General features: G+C 70.4%; 22 protein-coding genes. 15 read left to right on the top strand and 7 right to left on the bottom strand.

The annotated features are described in order from the left end of the window. Positions 1-57 precede the first annotated feature (57 nt). From HP445_RS12950 to HP445_RS12920, 7 genes are all read left to right on the top strand, one after another. Positions 58-774, top strand: a complete 717-nt coding sequence (locus HP445_RS12950; protein WP_017887786.1) for a GntR family transcriptional regulator — start codon at positions 58-60, stop codon at positions 772-774. Between the two features lie 93 nt (positions 775-867). Then, a complete protein-coding gene (locus tag HP445_RS12945; protein ID WP_128780313.1) occupies positions 868-1,890 on the top strand; it encodes a sugar phosphate isomerase/epimerase family protein in 1,023 nt (340 codons plus the stop codon). Beyond that, positions 1,887-2,840, top strand: coding sequence for a 3-hydroxyacyl-CoA dehydrogenase family protein (locus HP445_RS12940; protein ID WP_128780312.1), 954 nt, complete (start codon positions 1,887-1,889; stop codon positions 2,838-2,840). The genes HP445_RS12945 and HP445_RS12940 overlap by 4 nt, the downstream gene beginning before the upstream one ends. Positions 2,841-2,855: 15 nt before the next feature. Continuing rightward, the gene (locus HP445_RS12935; RefSeq protein WP_128780311.1) at positions 2,856-3,641 is read left to right on the top strand and encodes an SDR family NAD(P)-dependent oxidoreductase; all 786 of its coding nucleotides are present in this window, start codon (positions 2,856-2,858) and stop codon (positions 3,639-3,641) included. 120 nt (positions 3,642-3,761) lie between these two features. Beyond that, entirely contained in the window at positions 3,762-5,153 is a 1,392-nt protein-coding gene (locus HP445_RS12930; RefSeq protein WP_128780310.1) for an MFS transporter, read from the top strand. After that, positions 5,150-6,856: a dihydroxyacetone kinase family protein gene (locus HP445_RS12925; protein ID WP_128780309.1), complete on the top strand. Its 1,707-nt coding sequence runs from the start codon at positions 5,150-5,152 to the stop codon at positions 6,854-6,856. Before HP445_RS12930 ends, HP445_RS12925 begins: the two co-directional genes overlap by 4 nt. Continuing rightward, positions 6,853-7,620 carry a triose-phosphate isomerase family protein gene (locus HP445_RS12920; protein WP_128780308.1) on the top strand — a complete coding sequence of 256 codons (768 nt, stop codon included), beginning with the start codon at positions 6,853-6,855 and terminating at the stop codon, positions 7,618-7,620. The genes HP445_RS12925 and HP445_RS12920 overlap by 4 nt, the downstream gene beginning before the upstream one ends. Here HP445_RS12920 and HP445_RS12915 read toward each other — a convergent pair. Then, positions 7,613-8,455, bottom strand: coding sequence for an NmrA family NAD(P)-binding protein (locus HP445_RS12915; RefSeq protein ID WP_128780307.1), 843 nt, complete (start codon positions 8,453-8,455; stop codon positions 7,613-7,615). The genes HP445_RS12920 and HP445_RS12915 overlap by 8 nt on opposite strands. Before the next feature lie 79 nt (positions 8,456-8,534). Between HP445_RS12915 and HP445_RS12910 the strand changes: the two genes are divergently transcribed. Continuing rightward, entirely contained in the window at positions 8,535-9,287 is a 753-nt protein-coding gene (locus tag HP445_RS12910) for a TetR/AcrR family transcriptional regulator (protein WP_241660389.1), read from the top strand. Here HP445_RS12910 and HP445_RS12905 read toward each other — a convergent pair. Further along, complete coding sequence (locus tag HP445_RS12905; RefSeq protein WP_111022462.1) at positions 9,284-9,955, bottom strand: response regulator; 672 nt, start codon at positions 9,953-9,955, stop codon at positions 9,284-9,286. The genes HP445_RS12910 and HP445_RS12905 overlap by 4 nt on opposite strands. Beyond that, positions 9,952-11,163 carry a sensor histidine kinase gene (locus HP445_RS12900; RefSeq protein WP_239001374.1) on the bottom strand — a complete coding sequence of 404 codons (1,212 nt, stop codon included), beginning with the start codon at positions 11,161-11,163 and terminating at the stop codon, positions 9,952-9,954. The genes HP445_RS12905 and HP445_RS12900 overlap by 4 nt, the downstream gene beginning before the upstream one ends. A 341-nt stretch (positions 11,164-11,504) precedes the next feature. Between HP445_RS12900 and HP445_RS12895 the strand changes: the two genes are divergently transcribed. Continuing rightward, a complete protein-coding gene (locus HP445_RS12895; protein WP_111022461.1) occupies positions 11,505-12,386 on the top strand; it encodes a manganese catalase in 882 nt (293 codons plus the stop codon). 273 nt (positions 12,387-12,659) lie between these two features. After that, positions 12,660-13,646 (top strand): hypothetical protein, encoded by a 987-nt coding sequence (locus HP445_RS12890; protein WP_128780305.1) that lies wholly within the window; start codon positions 12,660-12,662, stop codon positions 13,644-13,646. Between the two features lie 134 nt (positions 13,647-13,780). Here the strand turns inward: HP445_RS12890 and HP445_RS12885 are convergent, their stop codons facing one another. From HP445_RS12885 to HP445_RS12870, 4 genes are all read right to left on the bottom strand, one after another. Beyond that, positions 13,781-14,185 carry a hypothetical protein gene (locus HP445_RS12885; protein WP_128780304.1) on the bottom strand — a complete coding sequence of 135 codons (405 nt, stop codon included), beginning with the start codon at positions 14,183-14,185 and terminating at the stop codon, positions 13,781-13,783. Positions 14,186-14,421: 236 nt separating this feature from the next. Beyond that, the gene (locus HP445_RS12880; RefSeq protein WP_071404424.1) at positions 14,422-14,748 is read right to left on the bottom strand and encodes a hypothetical protein; all 327 of its coding nucleotides are present in this window, start codon (positions 14,746-14,748) and stop codon (positions 14,422-14,424) included. Between the two features lie 11 nt (positions 14,749-14,759). Beyond that, positions 14,760-15,218 carry an Hsp20/alpha crystallin family protein gene (locus HP445_RS12875; RefSeq protein ID WP_128780303.1) on the bottom strand — a complete coding sequence of 153 codons (459 nt, stop codon included), beginning with the start codon at positions 15,216-15,218 and terminating at the stop codon, positions 14,760-14,762. Between the two features lie 109 nt (positions 15,219-15,327). Continuing rightward, positions 15,328-16,071, bottom strand: a complete 744-nt coding sequence (locus tag HP445_RS12870; RefSeq protein ID WP_128780302.1) for an alpha/beta fold hydrolase — start codon at positions 16,069-16,071, stop codon at positions 15,328-15,330. Positions 16,072-16,121: 50 nt separating this feature from the next. Here HP445_RS12870 and HP445_RS12865 point away from each other — a divergent pair, with 50 nt between their 5' ends. From HP445_RS12865 to glgX, 5 genes are all read left to right on the top strand, one after another. Beyond that, complete coding sequence (locus HP445_RS12865; protein WP_128780301.1) at positions 16,122-16,583, top strand: MarR family winged helix-turn-helix transcriptional regulator; 462 nt, start codon at positions 16,122-16,124, stop codon at positions 16,581-16,583. 70 nt (positions 16,584-16,653) lie between these two features. Next, positions 16,654-16,836, top strand: coding sequence for a hypothetical protein (locus HP445_RS12860; RefSeq protein WP_071248776.1), 183 nt, complete (start codon positions 16,654-16,656; stop codon positions 16,834-16,836). An 18-nt stretch (positions 16,837-16,854) separates the two neighbouring features. Next, entirely contained in the window at positions 16,855-17,391 is a 537-nt protein-coding gene (locus HP445_RS12855; RefSeq protein ID WP_111099732.1) for a MarR family winged helix-turn-helix transcriptional regulator, read from the top strand. 135 nt (positions 17,392-17,526) lie between these two features. Next, positions 17,527-18,141 (top strand): TetR/AcrR family transcriptional regulator, encoded by a 615-nt coding sequence (locus tag HP445_RS12850; protein WP_027466979.1) that lies wholly within the window; start codon positions 17,527-17,529, stop codon positions 18,139-18,141. A gap of 59 nt (positions 18,142-18,200) precedes the next feature. Then, complete coding sequence (gene glgX / locus HP445_RS12845) at positions 18,201-20,219, top strand: glycogen debranching protein GlgX (RefSeq protein ID WP_128780300.1); 2,019 nt, start codon at positions 18,201-18,203, stop codon at positions 20,217-20,219. Positions 20,220-20,320 lie beyond the last annotated feature (101 nt).

The following is a 20,320-nucleotide window of genomic DNA, read 5'->3' as shown; positions in this document are numbered from 1 at the left end:
GCCTGGCTCGGCCCCCTCCCACCGAGCCCCGAGTCGTGGATTCTCTAGGATCGACCCATGTCCACGACCATGCCCGGCTTCGGGACGGAGCGCATCACGCAGCTCGGTCTGCGCGACCGCGTCTACGACCGGGTGCTCGAGGTCCTGATGGGCCACGACGTCGAACCGGGCATGCGACTGTCGATCGACGGCCTCGCCCGCAGTCTCGGGGTGTCCCCGACCCCGGTGCGCGAAGCCCTGGTGCAACTCGAACGCACCGGCCTCGTCACCCGTGAAGCGAACAAGGGCTACCGGGTCTCCCCGCCCCTGGCCGGCGACCAGCTCGAGGCCCTGTTCGACGCCCGGCTCATCGTCGAGAGCGGCGCCGTCGAGCTCGCGGCCCGCGGTGACGTCGACGGCCTGCGCGAGCGACTCGCGGCAGCGCTCGACGAGCAGGCTGCGGTCGCCGCCGAGGTCGCGTCCGTCGGTGCTGCGCACGCTCCGGAAGAACTGATGGCCCGCTTCTTCCGCAGCGACTGGCAGTTCCACCAGCTGATCTTCGACGCGACACGGAACCCGTTCCTCGAGGAGATGTCCGAGATCATCACGACGCGCGTGCACCGCATGCGGCAGATCGTCGAGGGTGGCGGGGACGACACGGATCGTGCGGTCCAGGAACACCGGGCCATCCTGGAGGCGCTGGCTGCGGACCCGACGTCGGCCGTCGCCGCGATGCGGCTCCACATCGACGCCGTCCGGTTGCGTTCGCGCGCGGACGCGTCCCACACGAGCTGAGGCAGAGGGGTTGCGTTCCGGCGTCGTGCGAGTATCTTTCCTATAGGAAAGAGGTTCAAGGCTGAACCACCACGACATGCAAGGGAGCATTCCGTGACCACTCCACAGGACTGGGTCGACCAGGATTGGGATCCCACCACCTGGACGTCGAAGACCTGGCCGATCGCCGCCTGCCTGCACGGGTTCGCGCAGGTCACCCGCGACGGGACGGCCTTCCACGACGCCCCCGCCGCAGTGTGGGACGAGGTGTTCGGGCAGATCGAGGCCGTCGGCTTCTCGCTCGCCGAACTCGCTGACAGCCACATCCGCCCCGCTGACCTCGAAGCCTCGCGCCGCGACGAGCTTTTCGCCGTCGCGAAGGCGCACGGCATCGGCATCCCCTCGGTGCACCTGCAACGCAAGAGCGTCATCCAGCCCGGGCACGAGGACGAGAACCTCGCGTACGCCCACCGCACCATCGACGCGGCGGCCGAGTGGGGCATGCAGGTGTTCTCGACCGGGCTGCACCAGCCGTTCACCGACGCCCAGAAGCGGGCGCTGTGGTTCTGGACGGCGCCGGGCCCGAAGGACCCGGACGACCCGGAGGTCTGGGCCGCTGCGGTCAAGCGACTGCGGGAGCTCGGCGAGCACGCTGCGAGCGTCGGGCTGCCGATGGCGCTCGAGCTGTACGAGGACACGTACCTCGGCACCGCCGACAGTGCGGTCCGCCTGGTCGAGGAGATCGGGCTCGACAACGTCGGGCTGAACGCGGACGTCGCGAACCTCATCCGTCTGCACCGTCCGGTCGAGGACTGGCGGGAGCTCTTCGCGAAGACCATGCCGCACACCAACTACCTGCACGTGAAGAACTACACGCGTGACGAGGCCGGCGACGGCAGCTGGGCGACGAGCGCGCCGAGCACCATGGAGACGGGCCTCATCAACTACCGCCAGGTCCTGCGCGACGCCGTCGCCGACGGGTTCCGCGGGATCGTCATGACCGAGCAGTACGGCGGGGACAGCCTCGGCGTCTGCGCCACCAACCAGCAGTACATCCGGTCCGTCCTCGCGACGACGAAGCTCGACGCGACGGCGACCCCGACTGCAGCAACCAGCACCGAAGGAGCAATCCGATGAGCACCCTCGACATCGCCGTCGTCGGGTCCGGCTACATGGGCGGCGGGATCGCCCAGGTCCTCGCCCTCGCCGGCCACACCGTCCGGATCGCCGACGTCTCGGCCGAGATCGCCCAGCAGAACCTGGAGCGACTGCTCGGCGAGACCGCACAGTTCGTCGCCGACGGGCTGTTCCCCGAGGACGCCGTCGAACGGGTCCGCGCACACCTGAGCGCCGCAGAGTCGATCGAGGCCGTCGTCGCCGACGCGGACTTCATCGAAGAGGCCGTGCCCGAGAAGCTCGAGATCAAGCACGCCACGCTCCGCCGCATCAGCGAGGCCGCCCGCCCCGACGCCGTGATCGGCTCGAACACCTCGACGATCCTGATCGAGTCGCTGGCCGAGGCGGTCGTGGGCCCGGAGCGGTTCCTCGGCGTGCACTTCTCGAACCCGGCACCGTTCATCCCCGGCGTCGAGCTCATCCCGCACCCGACCACGAACGAGCACGCGATCGAGGTCGGCGAGACCGTCGTCGCCGCGACCGGCAAGCAGTCGGCGCGGGTGAAGGACTCGACGGGGTTCGTCCTGAACCGCCTGCAGTACGCGCTGTTCGAGGAGGCCACGAAGATCGCCGACGAGGGCATCGCGAGCCCCGACGACATCGACACCATCGTGCGGACCACGTTCGGGTTCCGCCTGCCGTTCTTCGGCCCGTTCGCGATCGCCGACATGGCCGGGCTCGACGTCTACGCGTTCTGCTTCGAGTCGCTGCAGACCCGCTGGCCCGAGCGCTTCGCCACCCCGCCGTCGCTGCAGCAGCACGTCGACGCCGGTGAGCTCGGCACGAAGTCCGGCGCCGGGTACCTCGAGGTGCCGGCCGACCGCACGCCCGAGCTCGTGGCCTACCGGAACAAGGCGTACGTCGCGATGCAGAAGCTCCTCGACGAGCTCGGCCCGGCACCGATCCACTGAGGCGGGAGGGACACCATGAGCGACCAGAACCAGTCAGCCGGCCAGCACCGGGACCGCACCGTCGTCCTCACCGGGGCCGCCTCACCGCGGGGCATCGGCCGCGCCACCGCCCACCACCTGGCCGAGGCCGGGTGGGACGTCGGGATCATCGACCTCGACCAGACGGCGAGCGAGCAGGTCGCCGCCGAGATCCGCGAACAGCACGGCGTGCGGGCCGTCGGTGTCGGTGCGAACGTCGCCGATGAGTTCGCCGTCCGTGCGGCCTTCGACACGATCGAGGCCGAACTCCGGCCGATCACCGCGCTCGTGAACCTGGCTGGGGTCTCCTCCGCGCACGCCTACCTCGACCTGCCCGAGGGGGAGTGGCACCGGGTGCTGTCGATCAACCTCGACGGCGTGCACTTCGCCAGTCTGCGGGCGGCGGAGTCGATGGTGCGGTCCGGCTACGGGCGCATCGTGAACCTGTCGTCGGTCTCCGCCCAGCGCGGCGGCGGCACCTTCAGCAAGACCCCGTACACGGTGGCGAAGGCCGGCGTGATCGGCCTGACCCGTGGCCTGGCGCGCGAGCTCGGCCCGCGCGGCGTCACGGTCAACGCGATCGCCCCCGGTCCGATCGACACCGACATCATGGGCGGCACCCTGTCCGAGGAACGGAAGGCCGAGATGGCCGCCGACGGCGTGCTGCCGCGCATCGGCACCCCGCGGGACATCGCTGCCGCCATCGCGTACCTGATCAGCGAGGACGCCGGGTTCGTCACGGGCCAGACGCTCAACGTCGACGGCGGCCTGTACATGCACTAGGGCCAGCCGCCCACGGAGCGCGCGCCGACCGGGCGACGCGATCCGTGCCTCCCGCCCGGACGACCGAACCGACCGCCGGACGCCAGAACGACCGCACCGTGCTCGCAAAGGAGCGAACCCGTGTCACTACCCCCTGCCCCCGCGCTCGGGTCGACGAACGACCCCGGCCTGAAGTCCGCCATCGGCAAGGCGACGAAGCACCTCATGCCGATGCTCGTCATCCTGTACTTCGTCGCGTTCCTCGACCGCACGAACGTCGGTTTCGCCGAAGAGGCCCTGCGCGTCGACCGTGGCATCTCCGACGCCGCCTTCGCCCTGGGCGCCGGCATCTTCTTCATCGGCTACGCGATCTTCGAGATCCCGTCGAACCTGCTGCTCAAGCGGTTCGGTGCGCGCTTCTGGCTCGCCCGCATCGCCGTCACGTGGGGCATCGTCGCCGCACTGTTCGCCTTCACGACGAACGACACGATGTTCATCATCCTGCGGTTCATCCTGGGTGTGACCGAGGCCGGGTTGTTCCCGGGCGTGATCATGTACCTGTCCGAGTGGTTCCCGAACAAGGTGCGCGTGCGCATGTTCGCGATCTTCTACCTGGCGCAGCCGTTCTCGCAGATGATCGGCGCCCCGCTGTCCGGCGGCCTGATCAGCATCGGTGACCAGGTCACGCCGTTCCACGGCTGGCAGGTCATGTTCGCCGGCGAGGGGATCCTCGCGGTGCTGGCGGGCATCGCGGCCCTGGTGTTCCTGACGAACAGTCCGCAGCAGGCGAAGTGGCTCGAACCGGGCGAGAAGGCGTCGCTCACCGCGGCCATGGAGCGCGAGGACACGGCCCGCAGCGAGGACGGCCCGAAGGGCATCTGGCGCGCGATGGCGAGCGGGCGCGTCTGGTACTTCACGATCATCTACTTCTGCCTGCAGGTCGCCGTCTACGGCACGACGTTCTACCTGCCGCAGCAGGTGTCCTCGCTGCTCGGGCAGGACGTCGGCTGGCAGGTCGGTCTGGTGTCCGCGGTCCCGTGGCTCGTCGGGCTCGTCGCCTGCTACCTGATCGGGTCGCGGGCGGACTCCGTCGGACGCCGCCGGCGCTGGGGCACGCTGTTCTACGTCACGACCGGCCTGTCGATCCTCGGCTCGGCGTGGGCGGGTGCGAACGGGCAGCCCGTGCTCGGCATCCTGTTCATCACCCTGGCCGTCGCGAGCTTCCTGGCCGTCGGCCCGATCACCTGGGCGTACCCGACGGCGTTCCTGACCGGTGCCGCAGCCGCAGCGGGCATCGGCCTGATCAACTCGCTCGGCAACCTCGGTGGGTTCGTCGCCCCGATCATGCGCACCGCGATCAACGAGGTGGTGCCCACCGACAGCGGTGCGTTCGGCATCGTCTCGCTCGGCGTCCTGGCGTTCGTCGCCGCGGTGATGATCTTCTGCACCAAGTTCTTCCGCGGGGCCAAGGCCGACGAGCTGCTCGACACCTCGCACGTCCGCACCACCGACCCGAAGGGCAGCAAGCGATGACCAGACTGTTCAACGACCCGGCGGACTTCGCCGACGAGGCGACCGACGGCTTCGTCGCCGCGAACGAGCGGTGGGTGCGGAAGGTGCACGGCGGGGTCGCCCGCTCCACCACGAGCCCCGACGGCACGGTCGCGGTCGTGATCGGCGGGGGCTCGGGTCACTACCCCGCGTTCGGCGGGCTGGTCGGCCACGGCTTGGCCGCCGGTGCCGCGATGGGCAACCTGTTCGCCAGCCCCAGCGCCCAGCAGGTCACCGGGGTCGCGAAGGCCGCGGAGCACGGTGGCGGTGTGCTGCTCAGCTACGGCAACTACGCCGGTGACGTCCTGAACTTCGACGCCGCGGCGCGCACACTCGAGGCCGATGGCATCCCGGTGCGGACGGTCCGCGTCACCGACGACGTGACGAGCGCCCCGGCCGACGACCGCGCGAAGCGCCGCGGCATCGCGGGTGACCTCTGCGTCTTCAAGGTCGCCGGCGCCGCCGCCGAGCGCGGGGACGACCTCGACACGGTCACCGCCGTCGCCGAACGGGCGAACGACCGGACGCGCAGCTTCGGCGTCGCGTTCTCCGGGTGCTCCCTGCCCGGCGCCGAGGAACCCCTGTTCACGGTGCCCGAGGGCCGGATGGCGGTCGGCATGGGCATCCACGGCGAGCGGGGCATCGACGAGACGGACGTGCCCACCGCGGACGGGCTGGCCGAGCTGCTGGTGTCCCGGCTGCTCGACGAACTGCCCGACGGCGTGGCACTCGAGGGCCAGCGGGTGGTCCCGATCCTGAACGGCCTGGGCTCGGTCAAGTACGAGGAGCTCTTCGTCGTCTACCGCTCGGTGCAGCGGCGCCTGGCGGACGCCGGCGTCGTCATCGTGGAGCCCGAGGTCGGCGAACTCGTCACGAGCTTCGACATGGCCGGGGTCTCCCTGACGCTGTTCTGGCTCGACGACGAGCTCGAGGACCTCTGGGCAGCACCCGCGGACACCCCCGCCTACCGCAAGGGCGGTGCCGTCGCCGAACAGCGGGTCGACCCGTCGACCGTGGCGGCGGACGCCGAGGGTGTCGGCATCGGCCCGGCGACCGACGAGTCCCGTGCGGTCGCCGAGCAGGTCGCCGCCGGGTTCGCCGCGGTCCGAGCCGTCCTCGACGAACACGCCGACGAACTCGGCCGCGTCGACGCCGTGGCCGGTGACGGTGACCACGGCATCGGGATGCAGCGCGGATCGCACGCCGCCGACGTCGCAGCCGCCGACGCGGTCAGCCGCGGTGCCGGTGCCGGCACCGTCCTGCTGGTCGCCGCGGATGCCTGGTCCGACAAGGCCGGCGGCACGTCCGGTGCGATCTGGGGTGCCGCCCTGGAGGCACTGGGTCGCGTTGTCGGGGACGACTCGCGTCCGTCGGGCGCCACCGTCGCGCAGGGGGTCCGCGCGGCCACCGAGGCCGTGCTCGCGTTCGGCGCCACCGTCGGTGACAAGACGATGGTGGACGCCCTGGTGCCGTTCGACGAGGTGCTCCGCACCCGGCTCGACGCCGGGGCGGCGCTCGCCGAGGCCTGGGGCGACGCCGTCCGTGCCGCTCGCGAAGCCGCCGACGCCACGGAGTCCCTCGTGCCGAAGATGGGCCGGGCGCGCACCCACGCAGACCAGGCCGTCGGCACCGCGGACCCAGGCGCGCTGTCCTTCGCCCTCGTCGTGGAGACGGTCGCGCCGTGATCACCGTCGGGGTGTCGCTGAAGACGTACTTCTCGCAGGCCCGGACGCTGTCGTGGGCCGCCGAGGTCGCGGACATCGCCCGGCGACACCCCGCGGTGCGCTCGGGTGCGGCGTCGCTCTTCGTGGCGCCGACGTTCCCGGCCCTCGTCCCGGTGCGTGACCTGCTCGCCGGCACCGGTGTGCTCCTCGCCGCGCAGGACCTGTCGTGGGCCGACGCAGGCGCGTTCACCGGCGAGGTCTCGGGCACCGAACTGCGGGAGATCGGCGTCGACCTGGTCGAGATCGGGCACGCGGAACGGCGCTCCCTGTTCCACGAGGACGACGCGACGATCGCGGGGAAGGTGCACGCGGCGTTCCGCAACCACCTGCGTCCGCTGGTCTGCGTCGGGGAGACCACCCGGGCCTCCCGGTCGGGTGCAGCGGAAGCAGTGGCGGCGGTGACCGCGCAGCTCGACCGGGCCGTCTCGACCGCCTTCGCCGACGGTCTCGCCGGACCCCTGACCGTCGCCTACGAGCCGGTGTGGGCGATCGGCGCTCCGGCACCCGCGCCGGACGAGCACATCGTGACGGTGCTCGACGGGATCGAGCAGCACCTCGCCACCCGGCCCGAGCTGCACCCCAGCACCGTCCTCTACGGGGGCAGCGCGGGACCGGGTCTGCTCACCCGGGGGCAGGGCCGGATCGGCGGGCTGTTCCTCGGACGGTTCGCGCACGACCCCGCAGCGGTCGAGGCGATCCTCGACGAGGTCGCGGCGCTCAGCTGAGCTGGTCGCGGACCGGTCGTGGGGCGCGACCGAGCAGCTCGCCGAGCAGCGGATCGGTGCCGGCGAACAGGCCCCGCTCGGCGGCCTGGTACATGCCGAGCAGGAACGCGACCATGTGCGGGTCCTGCCCCGCGGCCAGCGCACGGGCACGCCACTCGTCCTCGCCCAGGGCCTCGAACCCGATCGTCCGACCGGACACCTCGGACGCCTGCCGAGCCAGGTCGGCGAAGGTCGGCGCGTCCGGAGCGGTGAGCGTCACCGGCCCTTCGAACGGCTGATCGGCGAGCAGGATCGCGGCGGCTGCCTCTGCGGCGTCCTCGCGGGCGGTCCACGACACCCGGCCGTCGACGGGGACGGACACCGTGCCGGTCTCCTGCCACGGTCCCGTCATCCAGGCGGCGCTGTGCGCGTAGAAGCCGTTCCGCAGGCTCGTCCACGGCAGTCCGGAGTCGCGGAGCAGGTCCTCGGTGGCGGCGTGGTGCGCTGCGGGCACGAAGGGCGAACCGTGCGCGGCGCCCTGGTGGCTCGTGTACAGGACCCGGCCGACGCCGGCGTCCACGGCTGCGTCGACCGCAGCACGGTGCAGCGCGACGGCGTCGGCGGCTGGGTCGCTCGAGGAGACGAGCAGGAGCTGGTCGGCGCCCGCGAAGGCTGCCGGCAGGGTCTCCGGTTCGGCGTAGTCGCCTCGGCGGACCTCGACGCCGCGGTCGGCGAACCGCTGTGCTCGGGCCGGATCACGGGCCACCACCGCCAGGTCGGACGGCGCGAGGTGCTCGAGCAGGTGGTCGGCGGTCGCGCCGTTGAGGGCTCCGGTGGCCCCGGTGATGACGATCATGGCTTCTCCGTATCGGTGGAAACAGCGCGTCGGTAGCGCTGGTAGCACAGTGATAGCACAGATCCGTTATCGTTGTTCCGTGATCGAGCAGGGAAGCCAGCGCGACGAGACGCGTGCGCGCATCGTCGAGGTCGCCGGCACCATGCTGCGCGAACGCGGTGCCGCGGCGGTGACCACGCGGGCGGTCGCGGACGGCGCAGGGGTCCAGGCACCGACCATCTACCGGTTGTTCGGCGACAAGGACGGTCTGCTCGAAGCGGTCGCCGAGCACGCGATGGCGACGTTCTCGGCGATGAAGGCCGATGCCGTCCGGGCTGCTCGTGACGAGGCGACCGACCCCGTCGAGGACCTGCGCACCGGGTGGTCGATGACGATCGGCTTCGGGCTGGCGAACCCCGACCTGTTCGTGCTGTTGAGCGACCCGGAGCGTGGCCGTCGGTCGGCAGCCGCCCGCGCCGGCACCGCGCTGCTCGCCGAACGCATCCGGCGGGTGGCCGAGTCCGGACGACTTGCCGTGCCGGAGCACCGGGCGGTCGAGCTCGTGCACGCGGCCGGCACCGGTGCGGTGCTCGCGATCCTGGCGGCTCCGTCGGACGAGCGGGACCCGTCGCTCGCCGATGACGTCCTCGACGCCGTGCTCGGGCGGATCCTCGTGCCGAGCGGGCCGACGACGGACGACGGCGGCGCGACCCCGGGTGGTCAGGGCCGGTGGCGTGACGCCGTGACGAGCGCCGCGATCACGCTCCGTGCCGCAGCGCCCCGGCTCGATCGACTGTCGCCAGCGGAGCGGACGATGCTCGCGGAGTGGCTCGACCGGATCGCCGCGGACTAGTCCTCGCGGGTGCCCGCCAGCCCGTGGTCGTGTGCGTAGACGACGAGCTGCACCCGGTCGCGCAGTGACAACTTGCCCAGGATGCTCGAGATCTGGGTCTTCACCGTCGACTCGGTGACGTACTCCCTGGTGGCGATCTCGGCGTTCGACAGGCCGCGGGACGCCCACCCGAACACGACGCGCTCCCGCTCGGTCAGGGTCGCGAACTCCGGCGGCTGCGGTGCCGGGGCCCGTGCCACGTCGGTGCCGAACAGCTGCGCGAGGTCGTTCGGGGCGATGACCGAGCTGCCCTCGTGCACGGCACGCACCGCGGCGAACAGGAACGGCGGCGTGGTGTCCTTGAGCAGGAACCCGCTGGCGCCGAGCCGGATGGCGGTCGCCGCCGCCGGGTCGAGCCCGAAGGTGGTGAGCACGACGACGCGGGGGAGCGGGCCCGCGACGGCACCGGAGTAGAGCTGCCGGACGGTCTCCACGCCGTCCATGCCGGCCATCCGCATGTCGAGCAGCACCACGTCGGGGCGCACCTCGGGGATGAGTGCGAGCGCTTCGGCCCCGTCGGAGGCCTCACCGACCACCCGCATGTCGTCCTGGGCGTCGAGCACCACCCGGAGCCCCGCGCGGAACAGCGCCTGGTCGTCGGTGAGCAGGATCCTGATCGGTTCGGTCATCGGACGGGGCCCCCTTGGACGTCGAACGGGATGCGGGCGCGTGCCGTGAACACGTCGTCCAGCACGGCGGCGTCGAACGACCCACCGAGGGCGCCGAGGCGCGAGTCCATGCCGTCGATCCCGCGGCCCGAGCCGGCGGTGGTGCCGTCGCCGGCAACGTTCTCGACTTCGAGCACCAGGTCGGCGTTCCGCCAGGTCTCCCGCACGACGACCGGGTTGCCGGGGGCGCCGTGGCGCAGGGCGTTCGTGAGCATCTCCTGCAGCACGCGGCGGGCAGCGGTGCCGGTGTCCGGGCGCAGGGCCAGCGGGACCCCGCGCACCGTGCGGTCGACGTCGACCCCGGCGTCGCGGATGCCCTGCACGATCTCCTCGAGCGAGCCCGGACCGGTCGCCTCGGCGGAGCCGTCGATGTGCCCGAGGACCTGTCGGACCTCGACCAGGGAGCTCCGGGCGGTGCTCGCGATGGTGGCGCTGACCGCTCGGATGCGCGCCTCGTCGTCGAGGAACGGCACCGAGTCGGCCTGCGCGATGATGACCGCGAGCGAGTGGCCGACGACGTCGTGCACGTCGCGGGCGATGTCCGCGCGGATGCGTTCGGACTCGGCGACGTCGATCGCGCGGGTGGCGGTGGCCTCGGCCTCGGTGGCGACGGCCTCGGCACGCGATGCTGCGGCCTCGGCGTCGGCACGGCGCTCCGACTCGCGGTCGCGGGAGCGGAAGGCCCGGACGGCGACCCCGCCCGCCCAGACCCCGAGCAGCGCGGTCACCGGGGCGGCCATCGCCAGGAAGGCCTGGTCGCGCGGGCCGTTGATGAGCACGAGGAACCGGAAGCCGGTCGACGCCAGGTAGACCGTGGCCCCCGCTCCGGCGACGACCGCGAGCACGCCGGAGACGACGACCTCGGTGCGGGTGCCCACGACCGCGGCGGTGCCGATCACGACGAACATCGCGAGGTCCACCAGCGACGGGCGCTCGCCGCCGCCGACCTGGATCACCCCGAGGACGACGACCATGGCCATCGCGGCGGACGGGGAGATGCGGCGCAGGGCGATCGCCACCGAGGCCGACAACACTGCGGCGAGGCTCGCGTGCTCGAGCTCGAGGTCGATGGGCAGCAGGAAGACGAACGCCGCCAGGACCGCCCAGGCCACGTCGATGACGATCGACCGGGTGGCGAGCGGCCGGAGGAACCTGCCCCGTTCGGTCACGAGAGCGATCCTCCCATGCCGTACCGGCGTCACGCGGGCGGGGCCATGGCCATCAGTGCGATGACGGTGGCGACCACGATCGCCGCGCAGAGCAGCAGGGTGGCGATCGTGTGCTTGGTCGAGGTCTGCATGCTCCCAGCCTGGGCAACCGGACGGCCGACGGCATCGGGCGGGGGACCGAAGGGCCTCGTCCTGCCGGGTGAAGCCGACGGTGGACCCGGAACCGTGGAACGGCGCATCCGGGACACCCTCTGCGTGATCCGGCCACCTTGGACGGCCGCTCAGTGCCCCCGGCGAACCATCGGCCGTGCAATCGCTCGATCGAGACGAAGGAGCACGATTTGTACTTCCACAAGCAGGAACTCCAGTTCAAGGCAACGCCCGACAAGCCCGACGCGATCTACGCCCGCAAGCTGCAGGAGGTGCTCGGTGGCCAGTACGGAGAGATCTCCGTCGCCATGCAGTACCAGTTCCAGGCGTGGAACATGCACATCCCCGGCAAGTACCGCGACATGGTGTTCGGCATCGGTGCCGAGGAGATGGGCCACGTCGAGATGCTCGCGACGATGATCGCGCAGCTGCTCGAGAAGTCCCCGCTCGGCATCACAGAGGACGCGCTGCAGGACGACCCCACGGTCGCCGCGATCGTCGGCGGCACCGACGTCCAGCACGCGATCGTCGCCGGTGCGGGTGCCCGTCCGGTGGACAGCAACGGCAACCCCTGGCAGGGCTCGTACATCACCGCCAGCGGCAACCTGCTCGCCGACTTCACGGCGAACGAGAACGCCGAGATGCAGGGTCGTGTGCAGGCCGCCCGGCTCTACCACATGACCGACGACCACGGCGTGCGGGACCTGCTGTCCTTCCTCATCGCCCGCGACACCATGCACCAGAACATGTGGGCGACCGCTGCCGCCGAGCTGCGCGAGAAGGGCGTCGAGGGCTTCCCCGTGCCGAGCAACTTCCCGCAGTCGAAGGAGAACCAGGAGGTCAACTACCAGTACCTCAACTTCTCCGACGGTGCCGAGGCGAAGAACGGCCCGTGGGCGAGTGGCCCCTCGTTCGACGGCAAGGGCGAGTACTCGTACCACGACGGCCCGACCACCTCGGTCCCGATGCCCCCGCCCACGCACCCTGACGTCCGGCTCTACGGCACCACCGAGCTGCCGAACGTCGTCGAGAAGACGGCCGGCCTGGTGCAGGACAAGCTGAACAAGGAGTAGTCCCGACGGTCGCCCACGCGACCGACGGATGACAGGAGGCCCGGCGCACGACGTGCACCGGGCCTCCTGTCGGATCCGACCAACTGGGTATCCGGGTCTGCAGATCAGCGACCTTCGTGTGCGGTGCCCACGTCCCTCGGTACATGCACGGGCAGAAGCCGCTGAGCATCTTCGAGACACGCCGTCGATCAAACTAACCGAGGCGTCCTCAGTCCCGATTAGGGTTCGTGAGGCATCCTTACCGCTTTGGGTGCGCCGCACGAAAGGAACTCAGTGCCACGACGCACTCTCGGTCTCGAAACGATCAAGGCTCGACCAGGCCGCAATCACAAGCAGAACTACGGTGACCTCAGCGACATCCACGGTGAGGACCTCCTCGAGCTCTTCTACGGCCTCTATGTCGATCTAGACAAGGACATCTTGCGAGACGAGCAGCGTGGCCGTTACACGCGGATCGAGGAAGTGAAGCCAAACGGGCGAAGCGTGGTGGTTGTCGCGAACTCCGGGTGGTACGGCGAGACTGGTCAGACGATCAACGTCAGGACCCATGCAACGGAACACGATCGGAAGGCCGATGACTCTGCGACCGTACGGACGAGGCTGGTCCTCACCGTTCCCCCGTCGGGAACGATCGGGATCTTCGGAGTGGAACGGCAGGGCAACGAGGGCGCGGGCATGGGGTTGATCGACCTCTTTAAGCGATCGCTCGTGGCCAAGTTCTCGGACTACTCGTTCGACACGGAGACGGTCCTCGAGACATCCGCATGGAGTGCTGCTGCAGACCTCGTCGAGGTGACCGCCGTCTCGTACAACTTCGCCCCCGACATCGCTGATGGCCCAGATGCGCAGCCGACCAAGCTGGGCCGTCTTCAACACACGCTGGTTCCCGAGAAGGGGGAACGGATCCTCCCTCGCTGGCTGTGGGACAAGCTGAAAAACCGGCAGCTCGGCGCGTCGGATTTCCTCGGCTTCGGTGAGGGAACGTCAGTGGATGAGACTATCGTTCGGGTCGAAGGACGTGACGGGCGGCGCAAGACCTTCGCCCTTGAGAAGGAGCGAGTCCCCGCGATTCGGGCTCTTCTCACCGACTACGGCGAGACTGCCCTCACGGATACGGCGCTTCTCCGCAGAGCTCAAGATGAAGCACGCGACTACTTCGACGGGATGGGACTGACATGGCAGGACCAGTGGAAGAGCGGACAGTGGTCGGATCAAGCACTAGCGACCCGAATCAGCCCCCATCATCCCGACGCGGCCTGATCCGGGAGCACTTCAGCACTCTTCGAAACCACAGGACCGGACAGTTCCTGTGGCGAGACGTCGTAGCTCAGATCGCGCTGCCGGTAGGCCTCGCAGCGGCCAGCTGGACATTCGGGGCTCGAATCAATGATGCATCAGCCATCGTTGGGGGCGCGTCCGTTCTTTCGGGCTTCCTCTTCGGCGTCGTAATATACGTCTTTCAGATGCGCCAGGGCATCAGCCATGACCCCAGGGTTCAGCGTCGTGCACTGCTTCCGCAGCTCGTTGACGAACTGTTTGCGAATGTCCTTTACGCCGTTGTCGTCTCGTTTGCAGTCACGGCCGGCGCTCTCGTTGTAGCAGCGACTCAAGACCACACCAAGGCGGGCGTGCTTGTTCCGACAGGCTCGTGGATCACAGCTCTCCTCGTCCTCGGTGCAGCGCATCTTTTCGGCGTCGTGTGGATGTGCGTGAAACGCCTTCGCTCGTCGTACAGGGAACTCAAGAACGAGACGCACCTCACAGGGGACTGAACGGCCAGGCGGTGCGAGCGGCGTCATGATCGACCGATTCGTGAGCGTTAACCCGTTCCCTGGAGCGCAGCGCGGACCGCGGTGATGATCTCGTCCTTGGACGAGGCAAGCGCACCCGTGATGCGGTGTCGCCCGACGGTATTTGCGGTTCGCGTGCCGATTGCCGCCGGGCCGATGAGGGACGAGCCTTATTCACCACGCGACCGACGGATGACAGGAGGCCCGGCGCACGACGTGCACCGGGCCTCCTGTCCGTCAGGTGGTCACCGCACCGACGGGGCGGACCCACCCACGGTCATCAGCGCCCCCGTCTCGGGTTCTTCGTCGCGGGGTGCCTCGAAGATGCCCGAGTAGGCGCGGACCGCGCTCCACCCCGCGATCAGCAGGGCCGTGCCGAGGACCGCCGCGACCCAGGGCGCCAGGAGCGACTGCTCGAACAGCCGGGGTGCGGCGACCCAGGTCAGGAACGTGCCGGTCAGGCTGCCGGTGGCCCCGAGGAGCAGGGCGGTGCGCCGGTCCAGGCTCGTCAGCGCGAGCGCCGCGGTGACGACGAGGACCGCGACCACCGCGTTCAGCAGGACGGACGTCATCGGTCAGCTCCTCACTCTGCGGCGGCGCCGGAACCGACCGCGCCGGAACCGACCGCGAGCTGCTCGGACGCGCCACCGACGGTGACGGCGATCTTGCGCGGCTTCGCGGACTCCTTGACGGGGATCGTGACGCTCAGCACGCCGTTGTCGTACCCGGCGGTGATGCGCTCGGCGTCCAGGCCGTCGCCGAGCGTCAGCTGCCGGACGAACGTGCCGGGCTGGCGCTCACGCGTGAGCCACTGCGAGCCCTCGGGCGCGCCCAGGGTGCGCTCGGCTCGGATGGTCAGGACGGAACCGTCCACGTCGATGTCGACGGAGCCCGGGTCGATGCCGGGCAGGTCGACGTCGAGGACGTAGTGGTCCCCGGTGCGGTACAGGTCCATCGGCATCGAGCGCGGTCCGGCGGCGGTGCCGAGGAGCGAACCCGCGAGTCGGTCGAGCTCGCGGAACGGATCGAAGTTCATCGTCATCGAAATCAACTCCTTCGTGGTTCTCGTTGAGTCCCCTCGACTCAACTGCCACCGTTTTAGCACTCGACCCTGGTGAGTGCCAAAAGGTCGCTCAGAGGACGCCGAGAACTCAGCCGAGCAGGGGTGCCAGGAACGGGTCGATGACCGCCCACGTCGCGTCGGGGGCCTCGAGGTGGGGCAGGTGCCCTGCGGCCGGGACCTCGGCGAACACCGCACCCGGCACGGCCGCCGCCACCGCGCGACCGTACGCCGGGGTCACGACCCGGTCGCTCGCGCCGAACACGACGAGCGTCGGCACCCGCACGGACCCGAGTCGATCGAGCAACGTCGGGTCGCTCATCGACCGGCCGGCGACGACCGCCATGGTCTGCCCGTTCGAGCGCTGCACCGCCCGCTGTTCCTCGGTGACGGACGCCGGGTCCTGGTACCCCCGCTCGGGATCGTGCCAGGCGACCTCGGCCAGCCCGCGGGCATCGAGGGCGAAGAAGTCGGCGATCGGTTCGCGCTCGACCACCGCACCCACGCCGTCGATGTCGACGACGGCGCCGACGACCCCGGCGAACCGGTCGTCGGCAGCAGCCTGGACGGCCATCTCGAGGGCGATCCAGCCGCCGATGGAGGACCCGACGAGCACGACGTCCTGCTCTCCAGCGGCGAGGAGCTGCTCGAGGTACTCGGTCGCCAGGGCCGGGACGGAGTCGATGCCGTCCGGGCGCGGGGTGCCGTCCCATCCGGGGTGCGTCGGGGCGACGACGTGGAAGGTGGGTGCGAGGTGCGCGACGATCGGTGCGACGGTCCGGGGGCCGCCGCCACCGTGCAGGACGAGCGCGGTGCGGGTGCGGGTGTCGGTCATGGGTGCTCCGTATCAACATGTTTATGTACGAGTGTTGATACCGTAGCACCATGCCGACCGACCTCGAAGCCCTGGGCCACGCCGTCAAGCGGGCGCAGTACCGCAACCACCGCACGATGGACGCCGCCCTGCGCGACCTCGGCGTGACGCTCGTGCAGTGGGACGCCCTGCGCGCGATCGACCGGATGCCCCACGCATCGGGGCACGACCTCGCCGTCGCGACGTTCCAGAGCGACCAGGCCTTCGGCACCCTCGCCAACCGGATGCTCGACCGCGGGCTCATCACCCGGACCGCCGGTCGGGGTCGGCGGATCGAGCACGCGATCACCGAGGACGGACGGCGGGTGCTCGACGAGGGGCACCGCATCGCCGAGGGGGTGCTCGACTCCCTGTTCGCACCGCTCGACGAGCCGCGACGGGCGGCGCTCCTGCAGCTCCTCACGACCCTGACGGACTCCGCTGAACCCTTCGGCGCGCAAAACGTACACAGCGCGAATGGTTCGTTGAACTGACCGTTCACTTTGTGAAAGAGTTCAGCCGTCCGCAGGGGACACACGGCAGGCAAGAAGGGCGGGACACGACATGCACAGCACGTACTCCGGGATGCCTCGGACGGCACGGATCGGTGGCAGCCACACCCGCGTCGGTCTCACCGACCCGGCGATCATCGACGCGTACGTCGAGCGTCGCATCCAGGACCCCTCGCTGCTCGCCGGTCGTTCCGAGCCGTCCTACGCGGACTTCTTCAGCACGCCTGCCGTTTAGCAAGGAGCGCATGACCCCATGCCGTTGACCGTCGTCCGTCGAGAGCACGTCCACCTCTACGCCCGCGAACCCGAGTCCGGGGTCGCGAAGACCGCCGTCGACGCGCTGCTCCGCCTGCAGCACGCCGAGGACCAGCAGATCGAGTCCGCCCGCATCGAGAGCGGCCTGTCGAAGAACGAGTTCCTCGCCGTCCGGTACATGCTCCAGGCACACCGGGACGGCCGCACGATGGGCCCGAAGGACCTCGCCGTGATGCTCGCCGTCTCGAACGCCTCGGTCACCAAGATCGTCGACGGGCTCGTGCAGAAGGGCCTGCTGTCGCGCACGGCGCACCCCACCGACCGTCGTGCGCAGGTGCTCGCCCCGACCGACCAGGCCGCCGAGAAGATCGACGCCTCGTACGCGCGCTTCCACGCGGCCGTCGTCGAGGTGCTCGAACAACTGCCGGACGCGGACAACGCCGTCCTCGCCGACTCGCTCACGAAGATCGTCGACGCGCTCGCCGCGGGCGCGCCCGCGCCGGTCGACGAGTACACGGTCGACGACCAGGACTGACGCGAGCGCACCCGGCTGACGCGACCCGGCGGGGTGCGACGCGACCCCGATACGGACGGGAGGCCCGTGGTGCGCCCGCCACGGGCCTCCAGTCCGGACGGTGGCGAGAAAACCTTCCAGCGGTAAGTTGGGTGCATGACCCACCCCGCGGACGACGCCGACGCGGCCCAGCCGCGCCGCGGCGGGTACCGCAAGGGCGCCGAGCGGCGCACGCAGATCCTGGACGAGATGATCCGCATGGTCGCGGAGCAGGGGGTCGACGCATCGTCGCTCCGCTCGGTGGCCGAGGCCCTCGGGATCACGCACGCGGCACTCCGCCACTACTTCCCGAGCCGCGACGAACTGCTGCTCGCCGTCTACCGGGAGCACGAGGTCCGCGAGCAGGGCGCGCCCGACCGGATGAAGTCGGCGATCGGCGACATGCGCGAGAGCGCATCGCGCAACCGGGCCGTGCCGGGGCTGGTGCAGCTGTACACGACCCTCGCGGCCGACGCCGTGCAGGAGGGCCACCCGGCCACGCGCGACTTCATGCGCGAACGCTTCGCCCGGTTGCGCGCCGAACTCGCCGAACTGATCGAGGCGGACCAGGCGAGTGGCCGGATCCGCGCCGACCTGGACCCGGTCGACCTGGCGAGCCTGAGCATCGCGGCATCGGACGGGCTGCAGGTCCAGTGGCTGCTCGACCCCGACGCCGTCGACGGCGAGCGGGTGCTGCGGCTGCTCGAGCAGCTCGTCCCGCCGGTGCGCTGAGCGGCCAGGGGTACGCCCAGACCGCCGGTGGCACAGCGACCGGCCGGTAGAAGGGCAGCATGACCACTTCCACGCGCACCCCGCTCGGCGTCACGCTCGTCGACGGGGGCGCCAACGTCGCCCTGTTCTCGAGCACCGCCGAGCGGGTCGAGTTCTGCACCTTCGACGACGACGGCACCGAGCACCGCACCGAGCTCCGCAACCGCACCGGCTACACCTTCCACGACGTCGTCCCCGGCGTGACCGTCGGCACCCGCTACGGCTTCCGCGTGCACGGCGCGTGGGACCCGGCGAACGGCCTGCGCCACAACGGCGCGAAGCTCCTGCTCGACCCCTACGCCACCGCGATCGACGGCGAGTACGAGTGGGGCCAGGCGCTCTTCGGTCACGACATGAACGAGCCCGAGCAGATCGACGAGACCGACTCGGCCAGGGCGATGCCCAAGTCCGTCGTCGCCGACCGGTCCTTCGACTGGGACGGTGACACCCTGCTGCGGACCCCGCTCGCCGACACCGTCGTGTACGAGGTGCACGTCAAGGGCTTCACGAAGCAGCACCCGGACGTCCCCGAGGAGATCCGCGGCACCTACGCCGGCATGGCCCACCCGGCGGCGATCAAGCACCTCACCGACCTCGGCGTCACCGCGGTCGAGCTGCTGCCGACGCACCAGTTCGTGCAGGACTCGACGCTCCTCGACAAGGGCCTCCGCAACTACTGGGGCTACAACAGCATCGGCTTCTTCGCGCCGCACGACGAGTACTCGTCCGCAGGCACCGCCGGGCAGCAGGTCGCCGAGTTCAAGGAGATGGTGAAGGCCCTGCACGCCGCGGGGCTCGAGGTCATCATGGACGTCGTCTACAACCACACCGCCGAGGGCAACCACATGGGCCCGACGCTGTCGTTCAAGGGGATCGACAACCAGTCGTACTACCGGCTGGTCGAGGGTGACGAGGCGAACTACTTCGACACCACCGGCACCGGCAACAGCCTGAACGTCGGGCACCCGGCGGCCCTCGGACTCATCATGGACTCGCTCCGCTACTGGGTCGAGGAGATGCACGTCGACGGCTTCCGGTTCGACCTGGCCACGACGCTCACCCGCCAGGACGGCGAGGCCGAGAAGCACTCGGCGTTCCTCGACATCATCCACCAGGACCCCGTGCTGCGCGAGGTCAAGATGATCGCCGAGCCGTGGGACACCGCCGGCTACCAGGTCGGCGGGTTCCCGGCCGACTGGTCCGAGTGGAACGGCAAGTACCGCGACGACCTGCGCGCGTTCTGGCGCGGCGACGAGGGCGCCCTCGGTGACGCCGTGCAGCGGGTCCTGGGCAGCCCGGACGTCTACGAGGGCTCGCGGCGCTCCCCGCTGTGCTCCATCGACTTCGTGACCGCCCACGACGGTTTCACCCTGGCCGACCTGACGATGTACGCCGACAAGCACAACGAGGCGAACGGCGAGGACAACAACGACGGCGAGAGCGACAACACCTCGTTCAACGGCGGCATCGAGGGCCCGACCGACGACGGCGCGGTGAACGACTACCGCGACCGGCAGCGCCGCAACTTCCTCGGCACCCTGCTGCTCTCCGCCGGCGTGCCGATGATCCTGGGTGGCGACGAGCTCGCCCGGTCACAGGGCGGCAACAACAACGCGTACTGCCAGGACGACGAGATCTCGTGGTTCGACTGGGCCGCCGCCGACCAGGACCTGCTCGCCTTCACGACGGCGGCGATCGCGTTCCGCCGGCAGCACCGGGCACTGCGTCCGGAGTGGTTCCGCACCGCGCCGGGCGACTCGGAGTCGACGGTGAGCGTGTTCCGTGCCGACGCCGCCGGGTTCGAGGACGGCGACTGGGCGGACGGCGGCAACCGGGCCGTGACGCTCGTGCTGCACCAGGGCGACGACACCGTGGCCGTGCTGCTGAACGCGTCGGACACCACGGTGGAGTTCACGCTGCCGGAGCGTCCGGGTGGGGGCAGCTGGTCCCTCGGGCTGTCGAGCGACCCCGACCAGGCCGTCGTGGGCGACGCGGCGACGCTGCTCGTGCGCGACGCGTCCTTCACCGCGCTGGTCTGAGGGGGGAGCTCGCGCGGCGCGGTTTCGCTTGGTGAGCAGAAATGGTCGGGTTCCCGTTGGGGACCCGACCATTCCTGCTCACGAAGTGGTGCGCGTGGTGC

The sequence above is a fragment of the Curtobacterium flaccumfaciens genome, from assembly GCF_013359815.1.
Classification (GTDB): domain Bacteria; phylum Actinomycetota; class Actinomycetes; order Actinomycetales; family Microbacteriaceae; genus Curtobacterium; species Curtobacterium flaccumfaciens.
The sequence above is the reverse complement of the archived record's forward strand: the minus strand, read 5'-3'. Positions and strand labels throughout refer to the sequence as shown.